Annotated in this window: 21 protein-coding genes and 1 tRNA gene; 6 read left to right on the top strand and 16 right to left on the bottom strand. The window is 71.3% G+C overall.

Features of this window, described 5'->3' with window-relative positions; translation table 11 throughout:
• Positions 1-119: 119 nt before the first annotated feature.
• The 5 genes from ACQKIP_RS06025 to ehuB form a co-directional block, all read right to left on the bottom strand.
• A complete protein-coding gene (locus ACQKIP_RS06025) occupies positions 120-878 on the bottom strand; it encodes an IclR family transcriptional regulator (RefSeq protein WP_365857479.1) in 759 nt (252 codons plus the stop codon).
• Between the two features lie 229 nt (positions 879-1,107).
• Entirely contained in the window at positions 1,108-1,878 is a 771-nt protein-coding gene (ehuA, locus tag ACQKIP_RS06020; protein ID WP_427742289.1) for an ectoine/hydroxyectoine ABC transporter ATP-binding protein EhuA, read from the bottom strand.
• A gap of 34 nt (positions 1,879-1,912) precedes the next feature.
• Entirely contained in the window at positions 1,913-2,560 is a 648-nt protein-coding gene (ehuD, locus tag ACQKIP_RS06015) for an ectoine/hydroxyectoine ABC transporter permease subunit EhuD (RefSeq protein ID WP_365857483.1), read from the bottom strand.
• Positions 2,557-3,291, bottom strand: a complete 735-nt coding sequence (ehuC, locus tag ACQKIP_RS06010) for an ectoine/hydroxyectoine ABC transporter permease subunit EhuC (protein ID WP_365857485.1) — start codon at positions 3,289-3,291, stop codon at positions 2,557-2,559. The genes ehuD and ehuC overlap by 4 nt, the downstream gene beginning before the upstream one ends.
• Positions 3,291-4,214: an ectoine/hydroxyectoine ABC transporter substrate-binding protein EhuB gene (gene ehuB, locus ACQKIP_RS06005; protein ID WP_365857487.1), complete on the bottom strand. Its 924-nt coding sequence runs from the start codon at positions 4,212-4,214 to the stop codon at positions 3,291-3,293. Before ehuB ends, ehuC begins: the two co-directional genes overlap by 1 nt.
• Before the next feature lie 97 nt (positions 4,215-4,311).
• Here ehuB and ACQKIP_RS06000 point away from each other — a divergent pair, with 97 nt between their 5' ends.
• A complete protein-coding gene (locus ACQKIP_RS06000; RefSeq protein WP_361186465.1) occupies positions 4,312-4,812 on the top strand; it encodes a DUF3830 family protein in 501 nt (166 codons plus the stop codon).
• 15 nt (positions 4,813-4,827) lie between these two features.
• Here ACQKIP_RS06000 and ACQKIP_RS05995 read toward each other — a convergent pair whose 3' ends face one another.
• Positions 4,828-6,231: an amidase gene (locus tag ACQKIP_RS05995; protein WP_365857489.1), complete on the bottom strand. Its 1,404-nt coding sequence runs from the start codon at positions 6,229-6,231 to the stop codon at positions 4,828-4,830.
• Between the two features lie 79 nt (positions 6,232-6,310).
• The gene (locus ACQKIP_RS05990) at positions 6,311-7,267 is read right to left on the bottom strand and encodes a D-2-hydroxyacid dehydrogenase (RefSeq protein ID WP_365857491.1); all 957 of its coding nucleotides are present in this window, start codon (positions 7,265-7,267) and stop codon (positions 6,311-6,313) included.
• Between the two features lie 321 nt (positions 7,268-7,588).
• On the opposite strand from ACQKIP_RS05990, the gene ACQKIP_RS05985 reads away from it, so the two are divergent.
• The 3 genes from ACQKIP_RS05985 to ACQKIP_RS05975 all read left to right on the top strand — a co-directional run bounded on the left by ACQKIP_RS05985 (position 7,589) and on the right by ACQKIP_RS05975 (position 10,396).
• On the top strand, positions 7,589-8,437 hold the full coding sequence (locus ACQKIP_RS05985; protein WP_365857494.1) for a maleate cis-trans isomerase family protein: 849 nt from the start codon (positions 7,589-7,591) through the stop codon (positions 8,435-8,437).
• 12 nt (positions 8,438-8,449) lie between these two features.
• Entirely contained in the window at positions 8,450-9,187 is a 738-nt protein-coding gene (locus tag ACQKIP_RS05980) for a maleate cis-trans isomerase family protein (RefSeq protein WP_365857496.1), read from the top strand.
• 108 nt (positions 9,188-9,295) lie between these two features.
• Positions 9,296-10,396 (top strand): LLM class flavin-dependent oxidoreductase, encoded by a 1,101-nt coding sequence (locus tag ACQKIP_RS05975; RefSeq protein WP_365857498.1) that lies wholly within the window; start codon positions 9,296-9,298, stop codon positions 10,394-10,396.
• Positions 10,397-10,399: 3 nt separating this feature from the next.
• Here the strand turns inward: ACQKIP_RS05975 and ACQKIP_RS05970 are convergent, their stop codons facing one another.
• A complete protein-coding gene (locus ACQKIP_RS05970; protein WP_365857500.1) occupies positions 10,400-12,205 on the bottom strand; it encodes a putative bifunctional diguanylate cyclase/phosphodiesterase in 1,806 nt (601 codons plus the stop codon).
• Positions 12,206-12,542: 337 nt separating this feature from the next.
• Between ACQKIP_RS05970 and ACQKIP_RS05965 the strand changes: the two genes are divergently transcribed.
• Complete coding sequence (locus ACQKIP_RS05965) at positions 12,543-13,823, top strand: M6 family metalloprotease domain-containing protein (RefSeq protein WP_365857502.1); 1,281 nt, start codon at positions 12,543-12,545, stop codon at positions 13,821-13,823.
• A 96-nt stretch (positions 13,824-13,919) separates the two neighbouring features.
• Here ACQKIP_RS05965 and ACQKIP_RS05960 read toward each other — a convergent pair.
• The 7 genes from ACQKIP_RS05960 to ACQKIP_RS05930 all read right to left on the bottom strand — a co-directional run bounded on the left by ACQKIP_RS05960 (position 13,920) and on the right by ACQKIP_RS05930 (position 20,603).
• A tRNA-Lys gene (locus ACQKIP_RS05960) sits at positions 13,920-13,993 on the bottom strand.
• On the bottom strand, positions 13,984-14,607 hold the full coding sequence (locus tag ACQKIP_RS05955; RefSeq protein WP_365857504.1) for a bifunctional DNA primase/polymerase: 624 nt from the start codon (positions 14,605-14,607) through the stop codon (positions 13,984-13,986). Before ACQKIP_RS05955 ends, ACQKIP_RS05960 begins: the two co-directional genes overlap by 10 nt.
• A gap of 190 nt (positions 14,608-14,797) precedes the next feature.
• A complete protein-coding gene (locus tag ACQKIP_RS05950) occupies positions 14,798-15,148 on the bottom strand; it encodes a hypothetical protein (protein ID WP_365857506.1) in 351 nt (116 codons plus the stop codon).
• 120 nt (positions 15,149-15,268) lie between these two features.
• On the bottom strand, positions 15,269-16,633 hold the full coding sequence (locus ACQKIP_RS05945; RefSeq protein ID WP_365857508.1) for an AAA domain-containing protein: 1,365 nt from the start codon (positions 16,631-16,633) through the stop codon (positions 15,269-15,271).
• Positions 16,630-18,216 (bottom strand): hypothetical protein, encoded by a 1,587-nt coding sequence (locus ACQKIP_RS05940; protein WP_365857510.1) that lies wholly within the window; start codon positions 18,214-18,216, stop codon positions 16,630-16,632. Before ACQKIP_RS05940 ends, ACQKIP_RS05945 begins: the two co-directional genes overlap by 4 nt.
• Positions 18,217-18,442: 226 nt before the next feature.
• Complete coding sequence (locus ACQKIP_RS05935; RefSeq protein WP_365858007.1) at positions 18,443-19,597, bottom strand: hypothetical protein; 1,155 nt, start codon at positions 19,595-19,597, stop codon at positions 18,443-18,445.
• Positions 19,548-20,603 (bottom strand): phosphatase PAP2 family protein, encoded by a 1,056-nt coding sequence (locus ACQKIP_RS05930; RefSeq protein WP_365858009.1) that lies wholly within the window; start codon positions 20,601-20,603, stop codon positions 19,548-19,550. Before ACQKIP_RS05930 ends, ACQKIP_RS05935 begins: the two co-directional genes overlap by 50 nt.
• Positions 20,604-20,859: 256 nt before the next feature.
• On the opposite strand from ACQKIP_RS05930, the gene ACQKIP_RS05925 reads away from it, so the two are divergent.
• Positions 20,860-21,453, top strand: a complete 594-nt coding sequence (locus ACQKIP_RS05925; RefSeq protein WP_365857512.1) for a histidine phosphatase family protein — start codon at positions 20,860-20,862, stop codon at positions 21,451-21,453.
• Positions 21,454-21,471: 18 nt separating this feature from the next.
• Here ACQKIP_RS05925 and ACQKIP_RS05920 read toward each other — a convergent pair whose 3' ends face one another.
• Entirely contained in the window at positions 21,472-22,917 is a 1,446-nt protein-coding gene (locus ACQKIP_RS05920) for a tetratricopeptide repeat protein (protein WP_365857514.1), read from the bottom strand.
• Positions 22,918-23,171: the final 254 nt, after the last annotated feature.

The raw sequence follows: 23,171 nt of genomic DNA, 5'->3' as shown, positions 1-23,171 counted from the left end.
CCCGCTGATTAAGAGTCAGCTGCTCTAACCAACTGAGCTAGCGGCGCCTGCTGACTCGAAAATAATACCTGGTCCCGGGGGGTGCTCAGAACCGCTGCCCGCAGCCCCCGGACGAGCCCCTAGATCGCGAGGGAGAGCAGCACCGGCGCCGCCTCGCGATTGAGCGTCCTGGCCGCCTCCCGCAGCCGGTGCGCGTGCTCCAGCGGCAGGGAGAGCGCCAGGCAGCCTGCCGCGGCGCCCGCGGTGATGGGGACGGCGGCGCAGACCGTGCCGACCGCGTACTCCTGGAGGTCGAGGACGGGGACCGTGGCGGGCTGGGCGGCGAGGCGGTTCAGGAGGACCCGCTCGTTCGTGATCGTCCGCGAGGTGAGGCGGGCCATCTTGTGGCGCGAGAGGTGGTCCCTGCGGCCGTTCAGGTCGAGCTGGGTCAGCAGGCTCTTGCCGACCGCGCTGGCGTGCGCGGAGGAGCGGAAGTCCACCCATTCGTTGACCTTCGGCGTGCGGGGGCCGTCCGCGAAGTCGGTGATCTTGATTTCGCCGTCTTCGTACCGGCTGATGTAGACGGCCGCGCCGATCGTGTCGCGCAGCCCGTCGAGCGTCACCTTGAGCTTGTCCCGCAGTGCCTGCTCGCGGCCCTCGGCGGCGCCGAGACGGTTGAGGGAGCGTCCGGTCACATAGGCGCCGTCGGCGGCCCGGTCGACGTACGCCTCGCGGCGGAGCATGCGCAGCAGGGCGGCGAGGCGGGGTGCGGGGAGCTTGGTCTCCCGTGCGAGTTCGGTTTCGGTGACGCCGGTGTCGTGCCGGGCGACGATGTCGAGCACTCTCAGGGCGCTCTGCACCGAGTGCTGCGGCGTGGTCGGCTCGTGCTTCAGCGCCACGGCATCCCCCTGCGTGGAACGGTTCCGGACAGCTGGGCTCCGTCCACGATAGCCGCCAAGAGGCCGGTGAGGAGCGGATGTTGACGAGAATGTGGCGCGCTCCCGGCTCTGTCAGCAGGAACGCGCCACTCTGGCATATGCCAGCGTCATCACCCGGGCTCTCGTGCGGGCCATCGGCGGATCGTCGGCGGATCACCGGCGGGTCATTGCGGGTGATGACGGTCCGCGGTCACAGGACCGCGCTGAGGAACTCCCTCGTCCGCTCGTGCTCGGGCTCGGTGAAGATCTTCTCCGGGGTCCCGGCCTCGATGACCCGGCCCGAGTCGAACATCAGGACCTGGTCCGAGATGTCACGCGCGAAGTTCATCTCGTGGGTCACGCAGAGCATGGTGATGTCCGTGGTGTGCGCGATGTCCCGCAGGACGTCGAGGACACCGGCCACCAGCTCGGGGTCGAGCGCGGACGTGACCTCGTCCAGGAGCAGTACCTGCGGGCGCATCGCCAGGGCGCGCGCGATGGCCACGCGCTGCTGCTGACCGCCGGAGAGCTGGCTCGGGTACTTGTCGATGTGCTCGGTGAGCCCGACCAGTTCGAGCAGCTCGCGGGCCCGCTGGTCGGCCTCGTCCTTGCCCAGGCCGAGCACCTGGACCGGCGCCTCGGTGATGTTGCGCAGGACCTTCATGTTCGGGAAGAGGTTGAACTGCTGGAAGACCATCCCGATGTTCTTGCGGACCTCGCGGATGTACTTCTCGCTCGCCGGCACGAGCTTGCCGTTCTTCGTCTCGTGCGTGAGGTACTCGCCGCCGACCTTGATCGTGCCCTCTTCGGGCTTCATCAGGGTCATCAGGAGCCGCAGGATCGTCGTCTTGCCGGATCCGGAGGGGCCGATGAGCGTGACGTGCTTGCCCGACGCCACGGAGAAGTCGAGCTCGTCCAGGACGACATGGCTGCCGAAGCGCTTGGTGACCTTGTCGAAGCGGATCAGCTCGCTGCCGTCCACCGTGGGATTGACTGTTTCCTTCGAGGTGCTGCTGTCAGCGGACAAGACGACGCTCCAAGACTCGGAGAAGAACGGAAGCCGGGTAGGCAATGACGATGAAGGCGACGCCGACGACGCTGATGGCCTCGTAGGTGAAGGTCGCCTGGGTGAATCCCTTGGCCTCGCCCAGCATGTCCAGGGCGCCGATGGCGGCGATCTGCGGGGAGTCCTTGAGCATCGACACCACGTAGTTGCCCAGTGCGGGGATCACGCGGCGGATGGCCTGCGGCAGGATGATCGCGGTCCAGGTGCGGCGCTTGGGCAGGCTGAGCGCGGTGGCCGCCTCCCACTGGCCGACGGGAACGCCGTCGATACCCGCGCGGTACACCTCGGCGGTGTACGTCGAGTAGTGCAGGCCGAGGCCGACGATGCCCGTGGTGAGCGGCGACATCGTGGGGCCGAACTCGGGGACGACGGTGAACAGGAAGAACAGCTGCACGAGCAGCGGAGTGTTCCGGATGAACTCGGTGACCGCCGTCACCGGCCAGCGGATCCACGCCTGGTCGGAGCGCTGTGCGATCGCCCAGACCAGACCCAGGGAGAACGCGATCAGGGTGCCCCAGCCCAGTGCCTGGAGGGTGACGAGCACCCCGTCCCAGAACTTCGGCATGAAGTCTTCGACGTTGGACCAGTCCCAGTTCACTTGTTACCCCCGACCGTGATCACGGCATCGGCAGGCGTCTTGGCCCGCAGTCCGCTGAAGAGACCGAGCTTCTCGGGCGCCTGGCCGATCCGCGCCTTCGCGTGCCGCTCCAGGAGCCGCATACCGCGCGTCAGGAGGAAGGCGAGGATGAAGTAGACCACCAGGAGCACGGTGTAGACCGGCGCGCTCTCGGCGGTCACGAGCCGCCACAGGTTGCCCGCGAAGGTCATGTCGGCCACCGCGATGAGGGAGACCAGGGACGTGCCCTTGAGCAGCTCGATCAACAGGTTGTTGAAGGGAGGCAGCATCTCGGGCCAGGCCTGCGGGATCTCGATCTTGCGCAGACGCTGCGCCTTGGTGAAGTTCAGCGCAACCCCCGCCTCGCGCTGCGCCACCGGCACGGCCGCGAGAGCGCCGCGCACGATCTCGGAGCCGTAGGCCCCGTACGTCATCCCGAGGGCCAGCACACCGGCGGCCATCGGCAGGAAGCTGAAGCCGAACAGCATCGGCACCGTGAAGGCCATCCAGAACATGAAGACCAGGGCCGACGTGCCACGGAATATCTCGAAGTAGGTCCCGGCCAGGAACCGCACGATCCAGAGCGGCGACGTACGCAGCACGCCGATCGGGAAGGCGATGACGAAGGCCAGGGCCGCGCTGTAGACCGTGATCTGCACGGTGATCCACAGACCGGGCAGGAACCAGGCAGTGATGAAGTCCCACGTCATCATCAGGAGGCTCCCTTCACGGGCGGGCACAGGTCTTCGAGCGTCAGCTTGGTCATCTCGGTCTTGGTGAAGCCGAACTGGCCGACGACCCGCAGCAGCTCGCCGCTGTCCTTCATCTTGTGCAGCTCTTTGTTGAAGGCGTCGCGGAGGTTCTTCTCGGAGAGGCGGAAGGCGAAACCGCCCGCGCCGTAGGCGGGCTTGCCGTCCACCTCGGGCTGGAAGGCCTCGGTCACCTCGGCCCGCTTGCTGCCCTTCACCACGTCACGGGTGGTGATGGCGGTGCCCGCGAAGGCGTCGACCCGGCCCTGTTCGACCGCGGCGAGGCCCGCCACCGGGTCCGGCAGGATGAGGATGTCCTTCACCCCCGCGGCCTCGGCGTAGCCGATCTCGGCGTACGCGGTGCCGCTGGCCAGCTTGAGCTTCTTCTTGACGATGTCCTCGTACCGCTTGATCCCGTGCGGATTGCCCTTCTTCACGATGAAGGCATCGAGCATCAGGTAGTCGGGATCGGAGAAGAGGACCTCCGCGCAGCGCACCGGGCTGATGTACATGCCCGCCGACACGACGTCGAACTGCTGCGCCTGGGTGAGCCCCGGGATCAGCGCGCCGAACTCGGTCGGGACGGCCTGGACGTTCGGCACGCCGAGCCTCGGGAAGATCACCTTGGCGATCTCCGGCGCCTCCCCGGTGACCTCGCCCTGCTTGTCGATGTAGCCGAACGGGAGCTCGCCCGCCACGCCGATCCTCACGGTCCCCTTGTCGCGGAGCTTGCTCAGCAGATCCCCGCCCTCGACCTTCCCCTCCTCCGGAACCTTCACGCACCCCGCAGCCCCGAGAGCTCCGAGCGCCGCTGCTCCTGCGAGCAGGGAGCGGCGGCGGAGCCTGCTGCCTGTGAATCCCTCGTTGTTCTCATGTGGTGGAGCCATGGGCGCGCGGCTACCCGAAACGATGCCGAATATGCGGGCCAATTTCGGCCCCCGATGCAATCGTTGTGGTCTTGACCCAGGGAGGAGCATGGGACACATGGCAGACCGATTCATCGAAGTCTCCCTCGCGAAGCGGGGAGTTACGTGCACGGCAAAACTGCTCGACGACCGGGCGCCGCTGACTTGCGCGGCGGTGTGGGAGGCGCTTCCGCTGGGCGAAGACGTCTATCACGCGAAGTACGCCCGCAATGAGATCTACGCCCTTTTCCCGGCTTTCGCGGACCGGGAGCCGCCCCTGGAGAATCCGACGGTCACCCCCATTCCCGGCGACCTCTGCTATTTCTCGTTCAACGGGACACAGCTGGGCACACAGGCCTATGGGTACGAACCGGCCGCCGACGTCAAGGCGGGTGCCACGGTCGTGGACCTCGCCCTCTTCTACGAACGCAACAACCTGCTGCTCAACGGAGACGTCGGCTGGGTCCCCGGCATCGTCTGGGGACAGGTCGTCGACGGCCTCGACCGGATGGCCGAGGCCTGCAACGACCTGTGGCGCGCCGGCGCGCAGGGCGAGACGCTGAATTTCCGCCGGGCGTAGAGGGAGCCCGGAGCCTCAGACGGCGGCGGGCGGCGCGATCGTCGCGCTGCCCGCTTCGTACAGCGCGTGCGCGGCCCGCAGGACGAGCGCGTCGGCGTGCCGCGCCCCCACGATCTGCACCCCGATGGGCAGCCCGTCGCGATCCACCCCGCAGGGGACGGTCGCGGCCGGCTGCTGCGTCATGTTGAAGGGGTACGTGAACGGCGTCCATCCCGTCCACCGACGATGGCCGGAACCTTTCGGTACCTCCGCTCCAGCCTCGAAAGCGGTGATCGGCAAGGTCGGAGTGATCAGGAGGTCGTACGTCTGATGGAAGGCGCCCATGCGACGGCCGAGCTCCATGCGTACGTCAACTGCGGCAAGGTAGTCGAGCGCGCTGGCCCGGGCGCCCTGCGCACAGACCTCCCGCAGACCGGGGTCGAGCAACGCCCTGCGGTCCGGCGGCAGATGCTGGATCACGCGCGCGGCGCCGCTGAACCACAGCGTGTGGAAGGCCTCCACCGGGTCCGTGAAGTCCGGGTCGGTCTCCTCGACGTACGCCCCCTGCGCCGCGAGTGACTCCACCGCCTGCCGCACCGACGCGGCGACCGCGGGCCGCACCGCGACCTGACCGCCGAGCGAGGGCGAGTACGCGATGCGCAGGCCGCGTACGCCGCCTTCGATACCCGCGCGGAAGCTGTCGGCCGCCGGGGCGAGCCCCGACCAGTCGCGCGGGTCGGGGCCGCTGATGACGTCCATCAGGAGCGCCGCGTCCGCCGCGTCCCGCGTCATCGGGCCGACGTGTGCGAGCGTGCCGAACGCGGACGCGGGGTAGAGCGGTACCCTCCCGTACGTCGGCTTCAGCGCGAAGATGCCGCAGAAGGAGCCGGGGATGCGCACCGAGCCGCCGCCGTCCGTGCCCAGCGACACCGGCGCCGCGCCGAGGGCCACGGCGGCCGCGCTGCCGCCGCTCGAACCGCCCGCGGTGCGCGAAGGGTCGTACGGATTGCGCGTGATCCCGCTCTGCGGGCTGTCCGTGACGCCCTTCCAGCCGAACTCGGGCGTCGTCGTCTTGCCGATGAAGACCGCGCCGTGCTCGCGCAGCCGCGCCACCGACGGCGCGTCCTCCTCCCACGGGCCCTCCGTGCGCGCCGTCCTGGACCCCCGCAGCGTCGGTCCGCCGCGCTGCAGCAGGATGTCCTTGACCGAGACCGGCACCCCGTCCACCAGACCGCTCGGCTCACCGCGCCGCCACCGCTCGGCGCTCGCCCCGGCCTGCGCGAGCGCCTCGTCGCCGTCGATGCGCACGAAGGCGTTCACCACGGGCTGCACCTCTTCGGCCCTGCGCAGCGCCGCCCGTGTCACGTCCACCGGACTGAATTCGCCCTTGCGATAGGCCTCGACGAGTTGTACCGCGGTGAGATCAGTGAGCTCGGTCATGCACGCTCCTCAGGGGGGAGGGAAGAGGCTCGCTTCAGGGGTGAGGGGGCGGGAGAAGGGCGGGAGATCCGGGGAGGGATCAATTCCCGGGGACATACCCGCGTTTCTTGTCCACCACGTTCGACAGGGGCCGTCCGGCCGCCCACTCCTCGTACAACTCCACGAACTGCGCGCCCAGTTCGTCGCGCCAGCCCACCACGTCCCCGCTCATGTGCGGCGACACGAGAAGGCCGGGCGCCGTCCACAGGGGGCTGTCGTCCGGCAGGGGCTCGTGCTCGAAGACATCGAGCGCCGCCCCCGCGATCCAACGCTTCGACAGGGCGGCGGCGAGAGCGTCCTCCACGACGAGCGCGCCGCGCCCGATGTTGATGAAGCGCGCCGAGGGCTGCATCATGCCGAAGCGCCGCTCGTCGAACATGCCGCGCGTGTCGTCCGTGAGGGGCGCCGCGCAGACCACCCAGTCGGCGCGCGCCATGAGCCGGTCGAGTTCGTCGGGGCCGTGCACGCCGTTGCGAGCGCTGCGCCCCACCAGGGCAGTGATGATCCCGAGGCCTTTGAGCATGCGGACGATGGCGTGTCCGATCGGTCCCGAACCCACGACGCACGCGCGCGTGCGGGCGATCCGCTGGGTCTCGCGGTGCTGCCAGGTGCGCGCCTCCTGGAGCCGCAGGGTGCGCGGCAGGTCCTTGGCCATGGCGAGGACCAGCGCGGCCACGTACTCGGCGATCGGCTGGTCGAAGACGCCGCGGGCGTTCGTGACCAGCGTGTCGGACTCGACGAGATCGGGGCACATCAGGCGGTCCACGCCCGCGCTCGCGGTGTGCACCCAGCGGGGCCTGGGTCCCTCGCCGGGCCAGGCGTCACGCACCGCGCCCGAGAGGAAGTCCCACACCAGGAGTACGTCGGCCCGGGGGAGTTGGGCCGAAAGGGTGTCCGCGTCCGCGTGCAGGATCCGGGCGCGTCCGGTGAGGCTGCCCAGGCGCGGCGGCGGAGCGGGGGACGGGGCGTCAAGGACCAGAACGGTTGTTTCGGACATCGGATCAGAGCTTGATTCGGACATCTGGGAGAAACCGTTTCGCAATGAGAGTCCGCTTCCCTGAGTTTTGTGTCGGCCAGAGCCGTCTGAGATGCGCGGATTGACCACGCTCGCACCTGAAACTACCTTCGTCAACAGAGGTGCTCTATCACAAGCACCCCGAGGCTGAGTACGCTCCGTACGAGGTCTTAGCACACTCTGTAGCGCTCTCTTCGCGCCTTTTGCCCCATCCCGACGTCCCGGCGCGTCGCCGGTTCCGCTCATCTCCCGGCCCCCGGCCGGTCCCTCACATGCACGCACGCACGAATTTGGGGCCTGCTCATGGACGTCTCTTTCCTTGGCGGACCGCACCCTCAACGCGGTGTAGGTGTCGTCGCACCATTCGACTTCGCACTCGACAGGGAGCTCTGGCGCTGGGTGCCGGACGAGGTCTCCCTGCACCTGACACGCACGCCGTACGTGCCCGTCGAAGTAAGCCTTGACCTGGCACGACTCGTCAGCGAGCACGAAACGCTCGCCGAGGCGGTACGTGCCCTGAGCGCCGCCGAACCCGAAGTCCTCGCCTATGCCTGTACGTCGGGCAGCTTCGTCGGCGGCATCGCCGGCGAGCGGGCGATGTGCGAGGCCATGCGCCGCGAGGGCGCGGTCTCCTCGGTCACCACCTCGGGCGCGCTGCTCGAAGCGCTCGACGATCTGGGCGCGCGGCGCATCGCGCTCGTCACGCCCTACACCTGGTCGGTCACCCAGTCCCTGGAGGAGTATCTGGCCGAATCCGGTGTGTCCGTCACCGGCCGCGCCTATCTGGGCCTGACCCGGCACATCTGGAAAGTGCCGTACAAGGACGTGGCGGACATGGCGCGCAGGGCGGTCCTCGGCGGGGCCGACGCCCTGTTCATCAGCTGCACCAACCTCGCGACCTACGACGTCATTCCGCAGCTGGAGGCCGAGCTGCGGATGCCGGTGATCTCCGCGAACCAGGTGACGATGTGGTCGGCGCTGCGCCGTCTGGGTACCCATGCCGTAGGGCCCTACCAGGCGCTGATCAATCCCAGTGCCAGGCCGGGTGCGGGCCCGGTCACCGGGCCGGGCTCCTTGCCCGGTGTGCTGCCGGTCGACCCGCCGCAGGGCCTGTCCGAGGGTCTGCCCGAAGGACCACCACCGCTGCCTTGAAGGAGGCTGGAAGTGACCGCACTTGGTTTCCTCTATCCGGGTCACTCGGCTGAGGACGACTACCCCCGCATGGAGCAGATGCTGGGGAGCGACGTCCGACTGCAGGTCGTCCACACCGACATCGGTGAGGACGCCCACCGGGTCGACGCGCTCCTGGAGATGGGATCACCACAACGGCTCGCCGCCGGGGTCGAGGAGCTCCGCCTGGCCGGCGCGGAGGCCGTGGTGTGGGCCTGCACCAGCGCGAGCTTCGTCTTCGGCTGGGAGGGGGCGCACGACCAGGTCCGCACGCTTGCCCGGTCGGCGGGGCTGCCCGCGTCCAGTACGTCGTTCGCCTTCGCCCATGCGGTGCAGGAGGTGGGCGCGAGCAGGGTCGCGGTCGCCGCGACGTATCCGGAGGACGTGGCCGGGCTCTTCGCCACGTTCCTGAAGGCGTCCGGGACCGAGGTCGTGTCGACGCAGGGGAGCGGCATCATCACGGCCGCGGAGGTCGGCACGTGGGGCTGGGACGAGGTCAGCGCCATGGCCCGCGCGGGCGACCACCCCGACGCCCAGGCCCTGCTGCTTCCGGACACCGCACTGCATACGGCGGCGTACGTCCACGACCTGGAGCAGGAGCTGGGCAAGCCGGTCCTGACGGCGAACCAGGTCACGGTCTGGGAGGGCCTGCGGCTGGCCGCCCGCCGGGTGAACGCGCCGTCACTGGGCGCGCTGTTCACCAAGGAGCCGGTGGTACAGGCGCGGGGGTAGGCCTGCCGGGCCGGGACGTGCCGGGCCGTGCCGACGGGGAATAAAGCGGAGTCTGCCTCCTGTTCACGCTGCGGAAGTACCGGTACGCGCAGCAGGAGGCAGGACCCCGTGACAGTGGACCCGAGCGACGACATCCGCGGCGAGCGGCACGGCAGTGCGCCGGTCCCGCTCTCCGTGCTCGACCTGGTGACCGTGGGGGCGGGCCGCACCGCCACCGACGCCCTGAAGAAGAGCGTGGAGATCGCCGGCCTTGCCGAGCGGCGGGGCTACCACCGCTACTGGGTGGCCGAGCACCACTCCATGCCGGGCGTGGCCTCCTCGTCCCCGGCGGTCATCCTCGCCCACCTCGCCGCCCGCACCGAGCGGATCCGCCTGGGCTCGGGCGGCGTCATGCTGCCCAACCACGCGCCGCTCGTCATCGCCGAGCAGTTCGGCACCCTGGAGGCGATGGCTCCGGGGAGGATCGACCTGGGTCTGGGGCGCGCCCCCGGCACGGACGGCGCGACCGCCGCTGCCCTGCGCCGCACGGACCGCCTCAACGAAGGCGCCGACGATTTCCCCCAGCAGCTCGCCGAGCTCACCCGCTTCCTGGACGACGACTTCCCCGACGGCCACCCGTACAGCCGTATCCACGCCGTCCCCGGCCCCGTCCAGGCCACCTCGCCCGGCGGCGTCCAGTCCCCGCACCGCCCGCCCCTGTGGCTGCTCGGCTCCTCCGGGTTCAGCGCCCGGCTCGCGGGAGTGCTCGGACTGCCCTTCGCCTTCGCGCACCACTTCTCCGCGCAGAACACGATCCCGGCGCTCGACCTCTACCGGGAGTCGTTCAAGCCCTCCGCCGTACTCGACGCCCCCTACGCCCTGATCGGCGTATCCGCCCTCGCGACCGACGAAGAGGACGAAGCCCGGCGCCAGGTCCTCGCCGCCGCGCTGAACATGGTCCGGCTGCGCACCGGGAAGCCGGGGCTCGTCCCGACGCCCGAAGAGGCCGAGGCGTACGCGTTCAGCGAGATGGAGCGGGACTTCGTCAACAGCTGGAACTCCAACGTCATCCACGGCACCGCCGACCAGGTCCGCACCGGCCTGGACGACCTCGCCAAGCGCACCGGCGCCGACGAGCTGATGATCACCGCCAACGCGCACAGCGGTGACGTACGGCTGCGCTCGTACGAGCTGATCGCCGACGCCTACGGGCTGCCCGGAGCCCCGTAGCCCTCAGCCCGCGGCGAGCAGCGCGGAGATACGATCCGGCGCCACCGGGCGGGAGTACAGCCACCCCTGCCCGGTGTCGCAGCCGATCCGCCGCAGCCGTGCCGCCTGGGACGTGGTCTCCACGCACTCCGCGGTGACGGTCAGGCCGAGCCGGTGCGCGAGCTGCACAAGCGCCTCGACGATGACCTCGTCGGCGGGGTTGATGTGCCCCTCGCCCGCCTCGGCGTCGTACTGGAAGCCGCGCACGAAGGAACCGTCCAGTTTGAGGACGGACACCGGGAGCCGGCTCAGATACGCGAGGTTCGAGTACCCCGTGCCGAAGTCGTCGATGGCGATCCGCACCCCCATGTCGCTGAGCGACTGGAGAGCCTGGAGCGGGCGCCCCGCCGAGCCCATCACCGCCGACTCCGTGAGCTCCAGCTGGAGCAGCTCGGGGGCCAGGCCCGTCTCGGCCAGGATCTCCGCGACGTCGGCGACCAGGTCCGAGTCCCACACCTGCCGCACCGCGACATTGACGCTCACGAACACCGGCGGCCGCTGCGGATGGTCGAGCTGCCACTGCCGGGCCTGACGGCACGCCGTCCGGAGCACCCAGCGGCCCAGCTGCACGATCGAGCCGTCCTCCTCCGCCAGTCCGATGAACCGATTCGGCGTGAGCAGCCCGAAGTGCGGATGCTGCCACCGCACCAGCGCCTCCACCCCGCGCACGCCGCCGTCCTCCAGGCGCACCAGCGGCTGGTAGTCCAGGACGAATTCACCGCGGTCGACGGCCGGACGCAGTGAACTCGACAGGGACTGCCGCGTCATCCGGTGGGCGTTGCGCTCGGGGTCGAAGAGCGTCCAGCGCGCCTTGCCGTCCGACTTCGCCCAGTACAGCGTCGTGTCGGCGGCCTGCATCAGACAGGTGGTCGTGGTCCCGGCGGCACGCCGTTCCACGACGCCGATCGACGCCGACACGGAGAGCCGCTGGCCCGAAAGGTCGAAGGGGTCCTGCAACGCCTTGAGCGCCGAGTCCGCGAGGTCGGACAGCTGATCCGTGCCCGTCGAGTCCTCCACGAGCAGCGCGAACTCGTCGCCGCCGAGCCGCGCCACCAGCGGCGTCGACGCCCTGCCGTGACCGGCCTCGTCGGCGCACCGCGTGAGCCGCTCCGCGACGGCCGCGAGCAGCCGGTCGCCGACCCGGTGGCCCAGGGTGTCGTTGACGGCCTTGAACCCGTCGAGATCCAGATAGCAGAGGCCGATCCGTCCGGTGCCCGCGTCGTCGTACGCACCCGCTTCGATCGCGGCGGCGAGGCGTTCGAAGAACAGGCTGCGGTTGGGCAGCCGCGTCACCGGGTCGTGCATCTGCAGATGCCGCAGCCGGGCCTGGAGCTCGCGGCGTGCGCTGATGTCGGTGGCCGCGAGCAGCACCGTGCGGCCGCCGGGCATCGGCGAGACGGTGAGCTGGATCCAGAGCGAGTGCCCGTCCGGGTGTTTCAGGCGCCGCGTGCAGCGCAGCTTCGCCTGGCGGCCGCGGAGCACTTCGCGGTACGCGTGCCAGGTGCGGGCGTCCGACGCCAGATCCACCAGATCGGCGGCGAGGCGCCCCGTCAGATCCTCCGGGGCCGCGCCGAGCAGCTCGGCGAGCGCGTCATTGGCGTCGACGAGCAGGCCCTCGCCGTCGACGACGCCCAGGGCGAGGGGGGCCGCGGCGAAGGCGGCCCGGTGATCGGGTCGCTGCCGCGCACGGCGACGCTCCGTAGTGGGCGCCCTGGCGAGGTCGGGTGCTGTGACCGCTGTGGGCGCTTGGCCTTCAGACGTTCCGTTCACCACTTGCTCCCGCAGTGCAGTTGTTCGGCGAGGCCGGGCCCGCGCAGGAAGGTGTGCCGATCATAGGGGCTGGCCGGACGGCGCTTCCAGCCACAGGGCGGTACCGCGTGGCGGCCTCGCCGGGCATAGGACAGGCGCATGTCCGGGGCGGGTTTGGCACCCGCCCGGCGGCTGATCGTTTCTGCCCGCCCCTGTACCGCTTCCCTTGCGTCTCAATCTGCCCCCGGACCACTTGTGACGTTCGGTGAGCACCGGAGGGCGCCAAAATGCCCGATCGTCACCCGGCCGGGTCAGACAAACAGGGCGTATTTAAATAAATCAACACAGGGTGGGTGGGATGCCCCGTAATCCGCACCCGGAGGTGGACGTGCCGCGTCAGCTACCCCCCTGGGGACTCACCCGTGGAGGGGAGAGACTCCGGTGGCGCAGCGCGGCTGCCGCCTTCACGTCCCTGACCGCCGTCGCCGCCACGGGGCTCGTCGCGGGCCCCGCGGTCGCCGAGACCCCGGCGATGCCCTGCGCGCTCCAGCGCACGCCGGCGCACCACTCGGAGGGCCTGGACACCTGGAACACCGCCTACCAGCGCCCCAACCGGAACCTCGACGCGGTGATGGTCTTCCTGTCCTTCCCCGACTCCCCGCCGCGCAGCGCCCCCGAGGAGCTTGCGGCCGACTACTTCCCCGCGACCAGCGAGTTCTTCGACCGCGCCTCCTACGGCAAGTTCGCGCTGCGCCCGCACGCACAGCGCGAGTGGGTCGAGATGCCGGACTACTCCACCTCGTACGCGATACAGCGCGACTGGAACCCGGCGCGGCGCAGCGCCTATCTGCGGGACGCGGTGGCCGCCGCCGATCCGCACGTCGACTTCTCGCGGTACGACGTCGTCTATCTGATCGCCGACCCGGACGCGCCCGGCGTCGACTCGGACGCGACGAAGGTCGTCAACTTCGACCGGCCGATGCGGGCCGACGGCACGGACATCAAGCGCATCGTCACGGTCTTCGAGGGGCATCCGCCGGACCGCAACGTCCTCGCCCACGAGACCGGCCACGTCTTCGACCTGCCCGACCTCTACCACCGGCCGACGGACGGCGAGGGCGACTGGGACACGCACGTCGGCGACTGGGACGTCATGGGCAGCCAGTTCGGCCTCTCGCCCGACCTCTTCGGCTGGCACAAGTGGAAGCTCGGCTGGCTGGACCGGCGGCAGGTGATGTGCGTGGAGAGCGGGGGCCAGCGGCTGACCCTGGATCCGCTGTCGACGCGGCCCGCGCGCGGGGGTGTCGGCGGCACCAAGCTGGCGGTCGTGCGCACGGGGCGCGGCAGCGCGCTCGCCATCGAGGCGCGCGGCGCGACGGGCAACGACCGTGCCACCTGCACCGAGGGGGTGCTCGTCTACCGCGTACGCAACGAGGCGCCGTCCGGGGGCGGTCCGGTCGAGGTCCTCGACGCCCACCCGGACTCGGACGCGTGCTGGAGCGACTCGGTGTATCCGCCGCTCGCGGACGCGCCGGTGAGCGTGGGGGAGAGCTTCACGGTGCCGGACGAGGACGTGCGCATCGAGGTGGAGGGGCGGACGGCCACGGGGGCGTGGACGGTGAACGTGTCGGTGGGGTGAGCGGGACGTTCCGCGCCGGGGGCCGGGCGCGGACATCGCGGCCGTCGCGGACATGAAAGAAGCCCCTCGCTTGCGCGAGGGGCTTCTTTCTGTCTGTGCGCCGCCAGGGACTCGAACCCCGGACCCGCTGATTAAGAGTCAGCTGCTCTAACCAACTGAGCTAGCGGCGCCTGCTGACGTCGTAGACCTTAGCATCCTGATCGCCGCCAGGAAAAATCGATATACGCACCGCGGATCCCGCCGCCGCGCGGGCCGCGCGGACGCAGGCCCAGAGCACCACCTCGGGTCCCGGAAGCCAGGGATGCCGGGCGTCGGGGGCCACCAGCCAGCGCGATTCGAGGTGCGTGGCCGGGGCGGCGGGGGCCCGGGTTTCCGAGGTGATCGGCGGCACCGTCACGGCGTCCCCCGTGCCGTGGCAGAGGATGCCGGGCACGGCGCTGCCCCACTCCTCCCACTCCAGGAGCGACGGCAGGCGCTGGGCCGTGCCGGGGGCGGCGAACAGGAGCATGCGGCCGCGGTGCGCGGCGACGGGGCCGGAGCCGGGGCCCTCGTCCCAGAGGCGGTCCAGCATCCGGCGGCCGAAGACCGCCGGGACGCTCACCACGTCGAAGACGGAGCCGCAGGGGAGTACGGCCGGGGCGGCGGGGCGGCTGCGCCAGTGGGTGAGGGCGCTGCGCGGATACGTTTCCGCGGAGGCGAGCCAGGCGGCTCCCTCGATCGTGACGTCGGAGCTGCTTCGGGTGTCGGCGGGGGCAGGGCCGGGGTGGAGACGTGTACTGCTCATGGCAACTACATTTACCGGCGGTGAGCGTTCCCTTTCCGAGAGTTGCCGGAAACCGGGACAGCGGGGTGCGCAGGGGAGTACCTTGCCCTCCCTGGCATATGCCCCGCGATCTTCCGTGTGCTGGAACCGAGGGTGGCGGGGGTGGCCGGCCCTCCCCCGGGTCTCCTCCCGGGCCTCTCTCAGGCCTCTCTCAGGCCTCCGTACCGCCCCCGCGCAGCAGGTCGCGGCCGAACTCGACCATCTTCTTGGCGTAGTCCTCGGTCCACTGGGCGCGTTCGGCGATCGCGGCGGGGGTCAGGCGGTCGAAGCGGCGGGGGTCGGCGAGCTGTGCGGCCGCGATCGCCTGGAACTCGACCGAGCGGTCCGTCGCGGCGCGGAAGGCGTGGGTCAGCTCGGTGGCTCTGGCGAGCAGTTCCCGCGGGTCCTCCATCGACTCCAGGTCGAAGAAGTGCTCCGGGTCGGCGACGGCTTCCGCGGGCTCGAAGAGCAGGGGCGCGGGGCGCAGACGCTGCTCGGTCCGGTGCCGCTCGGGCTCCGCCATGGTTCATCCTCCTCGTACGGTGTCCGGCCGTAAGGCCATCTTCCATTCTCCCTTGCTGCGCAAGAGGGCCGTGGGCCTTGGGATTCGGGGGGTTCGGGGGTCGGGGGCCGCGAGCCCCGCCTACGGTCGCCAGGCCACCCGGTGTTCGGCGAGGCGGGCCAGTACCGCGTGATTTGCCTCCCACCCATCGGGGAATTTCACCGTGACGCCCAGCTGGACCGGCTCCGTCGAGGGGTGGTCGTCCAGCAGCTCGCTGACGCCTGCCCGGCAGATCACGATGCAGGCGTGGCGGTGGCGGGAGGCAAGGACGCACAGGCGGCCCGTCTCCAGATGGAACGCGGTGGCGTCCGGGCGGCCGGAGAGCGGGTGCAGGACCACCGTCACGTCGAACTCGCGGCCCTGGAGCCGGTTGGCGGTGTCCACCGTGACGTCCGCGACGCCGAGCTCCGCGAGGGCCGCGCGCACCGCCGCCGCCTGGTCGCGGTGCGCGGTGCCCACGGCGATGCGGTCGGCGGTCAGGGGCGTGGGGTCCGGGTCGCGCTCCGATGTCGCGGCGCCGCCCCGGTCCAGGAGGCGCCGGACGACCTGAGCCACCGCGCGTACGGCTTCGGGGTCCGTGCGCGGCGTGTTCCGTGCGGGCAGTTCCAGCAGCCCCCAGCCCGACTCCGCCGCCTCGTCGATCACCCGGTCCGGGCCCGAACCGTCCGACGGCACGCCGAAGTCGAGCGTCCGGTCACCGTAATCCGTGCCGCTGCGGAAGGGCGTGTACGGATAGAAGGCAGCGGAGACCAGCGGGGCCGCCGACGCCGGAAGACGCCAGGACACCGGCAGGCGGTGCTGCGGCAGCTCGGGATTGTGCGCGAGCAGCGTCGTCACCGCGCTCGCCGAAGGGTCGTACGCCAGGCCCGCCCACTGCTCCGCGCCCACGATCGAGAACGGGTCGAGCTGGCCGGGATCGCCCACGAACAGGGCCCGCTCGAAGAGCCCGGCCACGGCGAGCAGCGCATCCGAACGCATTTGGTACGCCTCGTCCACGATGGCGTGCTGCCAGGGCCCGTCGAGCTTGTCGACCTCGACGTGCGCCCACTTCGCGGCGGTCGACACGACGACGTCCATCCCCGCGAGGTCGGCGGCCTTCGTGGACGTACGGACGAAGGGCAGATCGTCCAGGGCCTTGTCGTAGGCGTCCGGGTCGCTGCTGTGCAGACGGCCGACCGGCAGCTCGGGGTCCTTCTCGGCGAGGCGCAGGACCAGGTCGTCGACCTGTGCGTTCGTCTGCGCGATCACCATCAGGGGGCGCCCCGCGGCGGCCAGTTCGCGGGCCGCGCGGACGACGAGGGTCGACTTGCCGGCGCCGGGCGGCGAGTCGACGACGACACCGCGGCGCGCGCCGTGCAGCGTGTCGTGCAGGATCGCGTCCGTGGCGACGGCGGCTGCCGCGCCGGGGTCGAAGGCGGCGCGGTCGAAGGGGGCGGTCGGACTCACAGGGTGTCCTCCGTCGTCACGGGGTCAGGGCGCTCGGCGGCGTCGCCCGGCGGGCCGCCGTGGGTCCAGGGAGTCTCCTCGGGGTCGGGGAGCTTGGGGCCGCCGCGCTGCTCGTGCTCGAAGAGCGTGAAACAGATCCGGTCGCCCTTGTCAGGCACGGAGCCGGACTCGGGCTCCTTGCCGCGGCCCATCTTGTCGAGGACGCGCAGGACGACCAGGCCCTCGCCCTCGTACGTCACGAACTCGGCGGTCTGCGGCTTGCCTTGCAGCGAGCGGTACACCTTCGCCCGCTCGGCCAGGTGCGGACGGTCGTCCGTGCGGACCGTGACCAGGGGGCGCGGGCGCGGGCTCTTGCTCTCGCTGTACGCCATGACCACCTCGGTCACCTCGCCCGCGAACGCCTCGCCCGCGAGCCGGCGGCCCGCCATCACCAGCGGGTCGTCGAGCGCTTCCTGGGCCTCCAGTCTGGCCTGCTCGCGCTCGCGCGCCGCGAGCTTGTTCGCCGCCGTCACCGCGTCGTCGATACGGGGCTGCGGGGGCTCGCCCGCCGTCACGCGGTCCCGGTGCCCGGTGAACGACCAGCGGTCGCGGGTCCAGCGGTCCTCGGCGTGCGGGGCCTCGGGGAGGGTGCACAGCGCGTCCAGGCCGCGCCACACCGCGTCCCAGGTGGGCCTGGTCCTGCTCTCGATCAGGGAGCGGATCTCCCGCTCCGCCGTGGCCAGGGCGCCGAGACGGGTGTCCGCCTCGATGCCGTCCTCGGCGGCGGCGAGGGCTCCGCGCGCGCGGTCGTAGCGCTCGATGGCCGGGGCGAGGAGGCGGTTGTCGAACGCCGGGTCCGTGGCGGGGCCCGCGGGCGGGCAGAGCAGCTGGCCGTCCTTGTCCCGGGCCAGCTCGGCACGGAGCGCGGCGTCGGCTCCCGAGGTGCCTTCGGAGGCTTCGATCCAGGCGAGCAGGGCGCCCAGATGCTGGTCTTCGAGGCTGCTCTGGCCGGTGGCCCAGTGCCGGGAGAGCAGCTCGGTCATGGCGACGAGGAGCGAGGAGCCGGGCACGCGGGCCCGCTCCCCGAAGTGCGTCAGCCAGCGGCCGAGGAGGGGGACGCGGGGCGGGGCGGGATACGGGGTCTCCGGGTCCTGCTCGGCGGTGCGGCGGAAGCGGGTGGAGCGGCCGATGAGCCGTACGAAGTCGATGCCGGCGCGGCTCGGGACGATCAGCTGCGGGGCGTCCCGGCAGAGTTCGACCTCCACCTTGACGCGCTTCTTGGTCTCCGGGTCCGTCTCGCTGCGTTCCGCGGCTTCGATGTCGGCCGTGAACGAGTCCACGTACTCCAGGACGGTGTCCGCGAGTTGGGAGAGGAAGGTGAAGCGGAGGTCGCGGTCGCGGGGCTGGGGGACGACCAGTACGCGGGGCGAGGTCCGCTCCGTGCCGACGAGCGCGCCGAGCGGGGCGCCTGCCTCGCCCGCGGTGGTGAGGGGGACGAGCACGAGGGGGCGCTGCGAGAGGTGGCGGTGCCGGGCCGTTGCTCTCGGCTGGGCCCGGCCGGTGGCTACCGCCTCCAGGCGAGCCAGGTTGTCGATCAGCGACATCAGGCCGTCCTCCCGCGCGGGTCGTGCGTGGTTGCCCCGCCGCTTCGCGGCGATTTTTCCCCGCCCACCCGTCCGATTACCCCGCAAGACCCATGCGCCGGAGAACGGGCCGGCCGACGGGCGGGCGGGAGAACAGCGGTTGCCGGGAAGCCCCGGAGAGTGCGGGCGGGCGGGAGGGGAGCGGTTGCCGCGGGGCGCTGACGCCGGGCGCGGGCGGGTGCCAGGGTCAGCATGGCGTGCCCTCCGCCGTGTAATCGCCAAAGGCCCCCGCCACGGCCAGCGCCTCCTGCCTCAGCGCCGCCGCTCTGCGCAACGCCGCCACCGCCGGGTCGGACGGGTCGCCCGTGGTGCCGTTCGCCGCGGAGAGGACGCCGGTGACCGTGGTCAGGCCGCCCAGTTCGCCCCGTACCGAGCGGCCCAGGGACGTGACCGCGTCCTGTTCGCGGGAGCGTGCCCGGCAGTGGAAGGCCAGTTCGCAGGCGGCCAGGCACTCGGGGGCATACGTCGCGGGGACCGATTCGACCGCTGCCGTCAGGTCGGCGGCGGGTCGGTTCACGTCGAAGGTGGTGCCCTCCGGAAGCGCCGCCGCGATGTCCTCGATGCGGGTCAGGCGGGCCAGCTGGCGCCGCGTCACCGAGAGCTGTTTGCGTACGTCGATCGCCGACGCGGTGGGGAGGTTCGAGAAGTCCTTGGGGCAGACCAGGAGCACGTGATGGCGGACCTCGGGAGCGGGGTCCAGGTGCGCTGCCACCTGCTCGAGGGCCAGGGCGTACACCGCGGCCTGGCGCGCCGCCGCGCCCACCTTCGCCGCGTCCGCCGAACCGTCCAGCATCGGGAAGGACTTGATCTCGACGACCGTCCAGGTGCCGTCGGGGTGGATCACCACCGCGTCCGGTTCCAGGAAGGCGGGGGTCCCGGCGACGTCGAGCGCCAGCATCGGGTGGTCGAGAAGGGTCCAGCCCTGCGTGGACGTCGCCTCGCGCAGCGCGAGCGAGGTGCGCGCCGCGCGGCCCTCGGGGCCCACCGCGGAAAGATCCGGGACGGACGACTCGCCGGCCACCGGCTCCGGCCCGCCCCCGAGCCTGCCGTGCGCGAGCCGCAGCAGCTCGGCGCCGCCGTCCGCCTTGACCTTCGCCTCGAAGGCGTTGCCCCGCATGAAGGCGAACTGCGACTGCCCGAAGGAAGCCGGGGAGCCGAGCGACTGCGCGAGGCTCGCCTTGTCCACGCCCGCCCCGTCGAGCAGCGCCCGGCGCCGGCACCCCGGATTGGCGGCGAGAGCCGCAAGCGCCCGGGCGTCCAGCGGCTGAGCGGGGACGTCGGGGCCGCGCAGCTCAGCGAGCCGCTGTCGGAGTGCTGTCCCCCGCTTCGGCGGGTCGGGCACTGGGCTCGGCGCCTGGCTCGGCAGGCCGCTTGCGCGGCCGGGGAATTCGCTCACCCGTCGAAGTCTGGCACCCCGCACTGACAATTGAGGACTCTGGGGCGTACGAGACCGCAGGCGCGCCCGCGACGGCCGCCCCGCCCGCCCCGGCGTCCGCAGCCGACGAGGCCACCGTGCCCGCACCCGACGCGGCCACCGCACCCGCACCCGACGAGGCCCCGGCAACCGCCAGCGGCAGCCGCACCCTCGACCTGACCCGGTCCGCGAGCCGCAGCACCGGCCGTACGAGAAGCAGGCCGACGCCCATCACGGCGGCGCCCGCGACGGCGTCGAGGAAGTAGTGGTTCGCGGTGCCCATCACGACGATCGTGGTGATCAGCGGATAGCCCACCGCCGCGACCCTGGCCAGCGGCGAACGCCCGTGACGCCACAGCATCACCCCGCACCACAGCGCCCACCCCACGTGCAGGCTGGGCATCGCCGCGTACTGGTTGGTCATGCCGCCCATCCCGCGCGGGGCGCTCGCCTCGCCGCCCCACCAGCCGTAGTCGCTGTACTGCGCCATGGTGTCGACGAAGCCGTGGCCCGCGCTCAGCAGCCGGGGCGGGCAGGTCGGCAGGAGCGTGAAGCCGACCAGGCCGATCATCGTGGAGACCATCAGCCACGCGCGTGCGGCACGGAAGTGGACCGCGCGGCTGCGGAAGAGCCAGACGAGGATCAGCGGCGTCACCAGATAGTGCAGCGACGCGTACCAGAAGTCGGCGGGGACGCCTATCCAGGAGTTGTCGGTGAAGAGACGGTTCAGCGGGCTCTCGGCATTGATGTGCAGGAACTGCTCGATGCGGAGGATGCCGATGCCGTGATCGACGGCGGTGGACACGTCACCGCGCGCGAGCAGCCGGCCCGCCGAGTACGCGCCGTACACCAGCAGGATCAGCGGCAGCTCCGTCCACCAGCGAAGCCGAAGCCCGCCCGTGCCTCCGGTGCCCGGAGTGTCGGTCTGCGGCATCCGGTCGGTCCCCCATCCGTTCTTGTTCATGCGGTGTTCGCCGCCTCACCCTACGGCGTACGCGAAACCGTCCTGAGGCGGTCCCCGGCTGTCTAGGACGCTGAGATCGCCGAGCGGGTTGCTCCTCGTGGGCACGGATGATCGCGACATCGCGCGTGAGTGATGATGGAGGGCACGGACAGCTGTCTGTCCGCAGAATTCGCTCTATGACGGCCGATGGTCCCCACCGCAGGCCGTCGGCTCGGAAAGGCTCGACATGGCACCGCGCATCCTGCTGGCCCGGCACGGACAGACCCAGTGGTCCCTGTCCGGGAAGCACACCGGCAGGACGGACATCCCGCTCCTCGAAGAGGGCCGCGACGGCGCGAAGCTCCTGGGCGAGCGCCTGCACCGCGCCCCCTTCGACGGCCTCCCGGACGTCGAGGTGCGCACAAGCCCCCTGTCTCGCGCGCGCGAGACCTGCGAGATCGCCGGCTTCGGGGACCGCGCCACCACCTGGGACGCGCTGATGGAGTGGGACTACGGCTCCTACGAGGGCATGACCCCGGCCGAGATCCAGGGCGTGCGCCCCGGCTGGTTCATCTGGCGCGACGGCGTCCCCCGGGGCGAGACCCTGGCACAGGTCACCGCCCGCGCGGACGAGGTGGTGGACTGGGCGCGCGGCGCGGACCGCGACGTCCTGGTCTTCGCGCACGGCCACATCCTGCGGTCCATCGGCGCCCGCTGGCTGGGCCTCGGCATCGACTTCGCCGCCCGCATCCGCCTCAACCCGACCTCGCTCTCCACCCTCGGCTGGGCCTACGGAGAGCCGGCCATCGAGTCATGGAACGACACGGGCCACCTGGCATAGCGGCCGGAGAACCGCGGCTCAGACCACCCGCGGCAATGAAGCATGCCGCTCCAGGAAGCCGCACACCCCCGAAGCCCGCCGGTGCGGCAGCAGCACCCTGGCCGTCGTGGCGAGCATCGACTGGATGCGCGAGGACTGCACCTCGTTCAGGAGCGCGAGGACCCGCATGCCCGCGGTGGCCGCCTCGTCGGGCCGCCCGGCGCGCGCCAGGTCGTCGGCGAGCTCCGCGGTGTAGAGCGCGATGTTCCGGGTGAACTGCGGGGTCTGCGTCGACGCCACGCTCACGGCACGCCGTGCGTGCCGCGAGGCACGGTTCCAGTCGCCGAGCGCCGACCAGCACTGCGCCTCGAGTCCTTCGAGCTCGGCGGGCCCGTAGAAGGTCATCCACTCCGGGTCGGCGTCCGAGGGGCCCCGGTCGAAGAGGGCGTGCGCGCGGGCCAGCGCCTGTTCGCAGCCGGCCCGGTCGCCGAGCCCCGCCCAGCCCCCGGCCTCGCGCAGCGAGATGAGCGAGAGCAGCCGCGGCGACGAGAGGCGCAGGGCTGCCCGCGTCGCCGCCTGTGCGGCCCGCACCGCCTCGCGGGGCCGTCCGGCGTCCCGCGCCAGGAAGGCCGTATTGCAGAAGGCGTGTGCTTCGAGGGCCGCGTCGGCGGCCATCCGGGACGTGGCGAGTGCCTCCGCGTAGTGCGAGCGAGCGTCGTCGAAACGGCCCGAGTCGTGCGCGAGCCAGCCCACGGAGATGGCCAGTTCACCGGCGCCCGTGTGCAGCCGGTCCGCCGTGGACTGGCGGTTGGTGCCCGCGTCGAGCAGCGCGTAGGCGGTCCGCAGCGGAGTGGCGGCCCGGCGGTAGAGGCCGTCGGCGCCGTGCCGGTCGTCGAGCAGCCTGATCTGTCGTACGGCTTCCTCGACCGCGCTCACCTCGGCCTCGCCCGCCCGGCCGCCGCGTCGTGCGGTGGCCTCGGCCGGACTCGGGGCGGCGAGCCCGAAGGAACCCAAAGAGGCGGCGGCCGCGGAGGCCGTGCCGCTCATGAATGCGCGACGCCGCACGTCGCTCTCCTCGTGGCTCTGGATCTCGTACGGGTCGCACTCGTGCGTTTCGGGGCCGGTCGGCCCGGACGGAGAAGACTCATACAGATGGATCGTGGTGTGTGACGCGGGCGCCCTGGACTCGGTGCGCGCCCCCCGGCCGCGTACCGCGGAGCGGGGCGCGAACCCCAGGTCCGTGAGCGTCCGGCCGGGGAACATGTGCAGGAAGACCCGCTCGTACGCGTAGTTGGGACAGCGGATCTCACCCGCCTCGACGCGTCCGATGTAACGGGCGTCGCAGCTGACGCGCTCACCGATCTCGTGAGCGGCGCGACGGATCACGGCGGCGAATTCGCCCGGTGAGCGCTGTCCGCGCAGTTGCCGGAAGCGAAGATTCGGTCGTGCGGACGGAGTTGACGATGCCATCGATGACGACGCCATGGCCTGACCCTCTCGTACGGATCGTGCCGGAGTTGCGCCGGATCCTGCGGATCCGGCGATGCGTGCTGCCCCTGTTCCGGCGAAGCACGAACGTACCCGGCGTGATGGTCCCTTCACGCAGAGTTTGGCTACAAACCGGATATCTCACCCATGATCTGCCATGAACTGCCATCCTTTGCGGCAGCATTACGCCGTAGCTGTTGACGCCGTCCCGCGTTGAACCATGGGGAGAGGGAGCGACGCGGCTCCCGCCC

This window comes from Streptomyces sp. NPDC059900 (assembly GCF_050270335.1).
GTDB lineage: Bacteria > Actinomycetota > Actinomycetes > Streptomycetales > Streptomycetaceae > Streptomyces.
The sequence above is the reverse complement of the archived record's forward strand: the minus strand, read 5'-3'. Positions and strand labels throughout refer to the sequence as shown.

What these genes read in the sequence shown, in the direction of transcription:
- ehuC (WP_365857485.1), bottom strand. Translation starts at nt 3,291, where the DNA reads ATGATGACGTGGGACTTCATCACTGCCTGGTTCCTGCCCGGTCTGTGG.
- ehuB (WP_365857487.1), bottom strand. Translation starts at nt 4,214, where the DNA reads ATGGCTCCACCACATGAGAACAACGAGGGATTCACAGGCAGCAGGCTC.
- ACQKIP_RS06000 (WP_361186465.1), top strand. Translation starts at nt 4,312, where the DNA reads ATGGCAGACCGATTCATCGAAGTCTCCCTCGCGAAGCGGGGAGTTACG.
- ACQKIP_RS05995 (WP_365857489.1), bottom strand. Translation starts at nt 6,231, where the DNA reads ATGACCGAGCTCACTGATCTCACCGCGGTACAACTCGTCGAGGCCTAT.
- ACQKIP_RS05990 (WP_365857491.1), bottom strand. Translation starts at nt 7,267, where the DNA reads ATGTCCGAAACAACCGTTCTGGTCCTTGACGCCCCGTCCCCCGCTCCG.
- ACQKIP_RS05985 (WP_365857494.1), top strand. Translation starts at nt 7,589, where the DNA reads ATGGACGTCTCTTTCCTTGGCGGACCGCACCCTCAACGCGGTGTAGGT.
- ACQKIP_RS05965 (WP_365857502.1), top strand. Translation starts at nt 12,543, where the DNA reads ATGCCCCGTAATCCGCACCCGGAGGTGGACGTGCCGCGTCAGCTACCC.
- ACQKIP_RS05955 (WP_365857504.1), bottom strand. Translation starts at nt 14,607, where the DNA reads ATGAGCAGTACACGTCTCCACCCCGGCCCTGCCCCCGCCGACACCCGA.
- ACQKIP_RS05950 (WP_365857506.1), bottom strand. Translation starts at nt 15,148, where the DNA reads ATGGCGGAGCCCGAGCGGCACCGGACCGAGCAGCGTCTGCGCCCCGCG.
- ACQKIP_RS05940 (WP_365857510.1), bottom strand. Translation starts at nt 18,216, where the DNA reads ATGTCGCTGATCGACAACCTGGCTCGCCTGGAGGCGGTAGCCACCGGC.
- ACQKIP_RS05930 (WP_365858009.1), bottom strand. Translation starts at nt 20,603, where the DNA reads ATGCCGCAGACCGACACTCCGGGCACCGGAGGCACGGGCGGGCTTCGG.
- ACQKIP_RS05925 (WP_365857512.1), top strand. Translation starts at nt 20,860, where the DNA reads ATGGCACCGCGCATCCTGCTGGCCCGGCACGGACAGACCCAGTGGTCC.
- ACQKIP_RS05920 (WP_365857514.1), bottom strand. Translation starts at nt 22,917, where the DNA reads ATGGCGTCGTCATCGATGGCATCGTCAACTCCGTCCGCACGACCGAAT.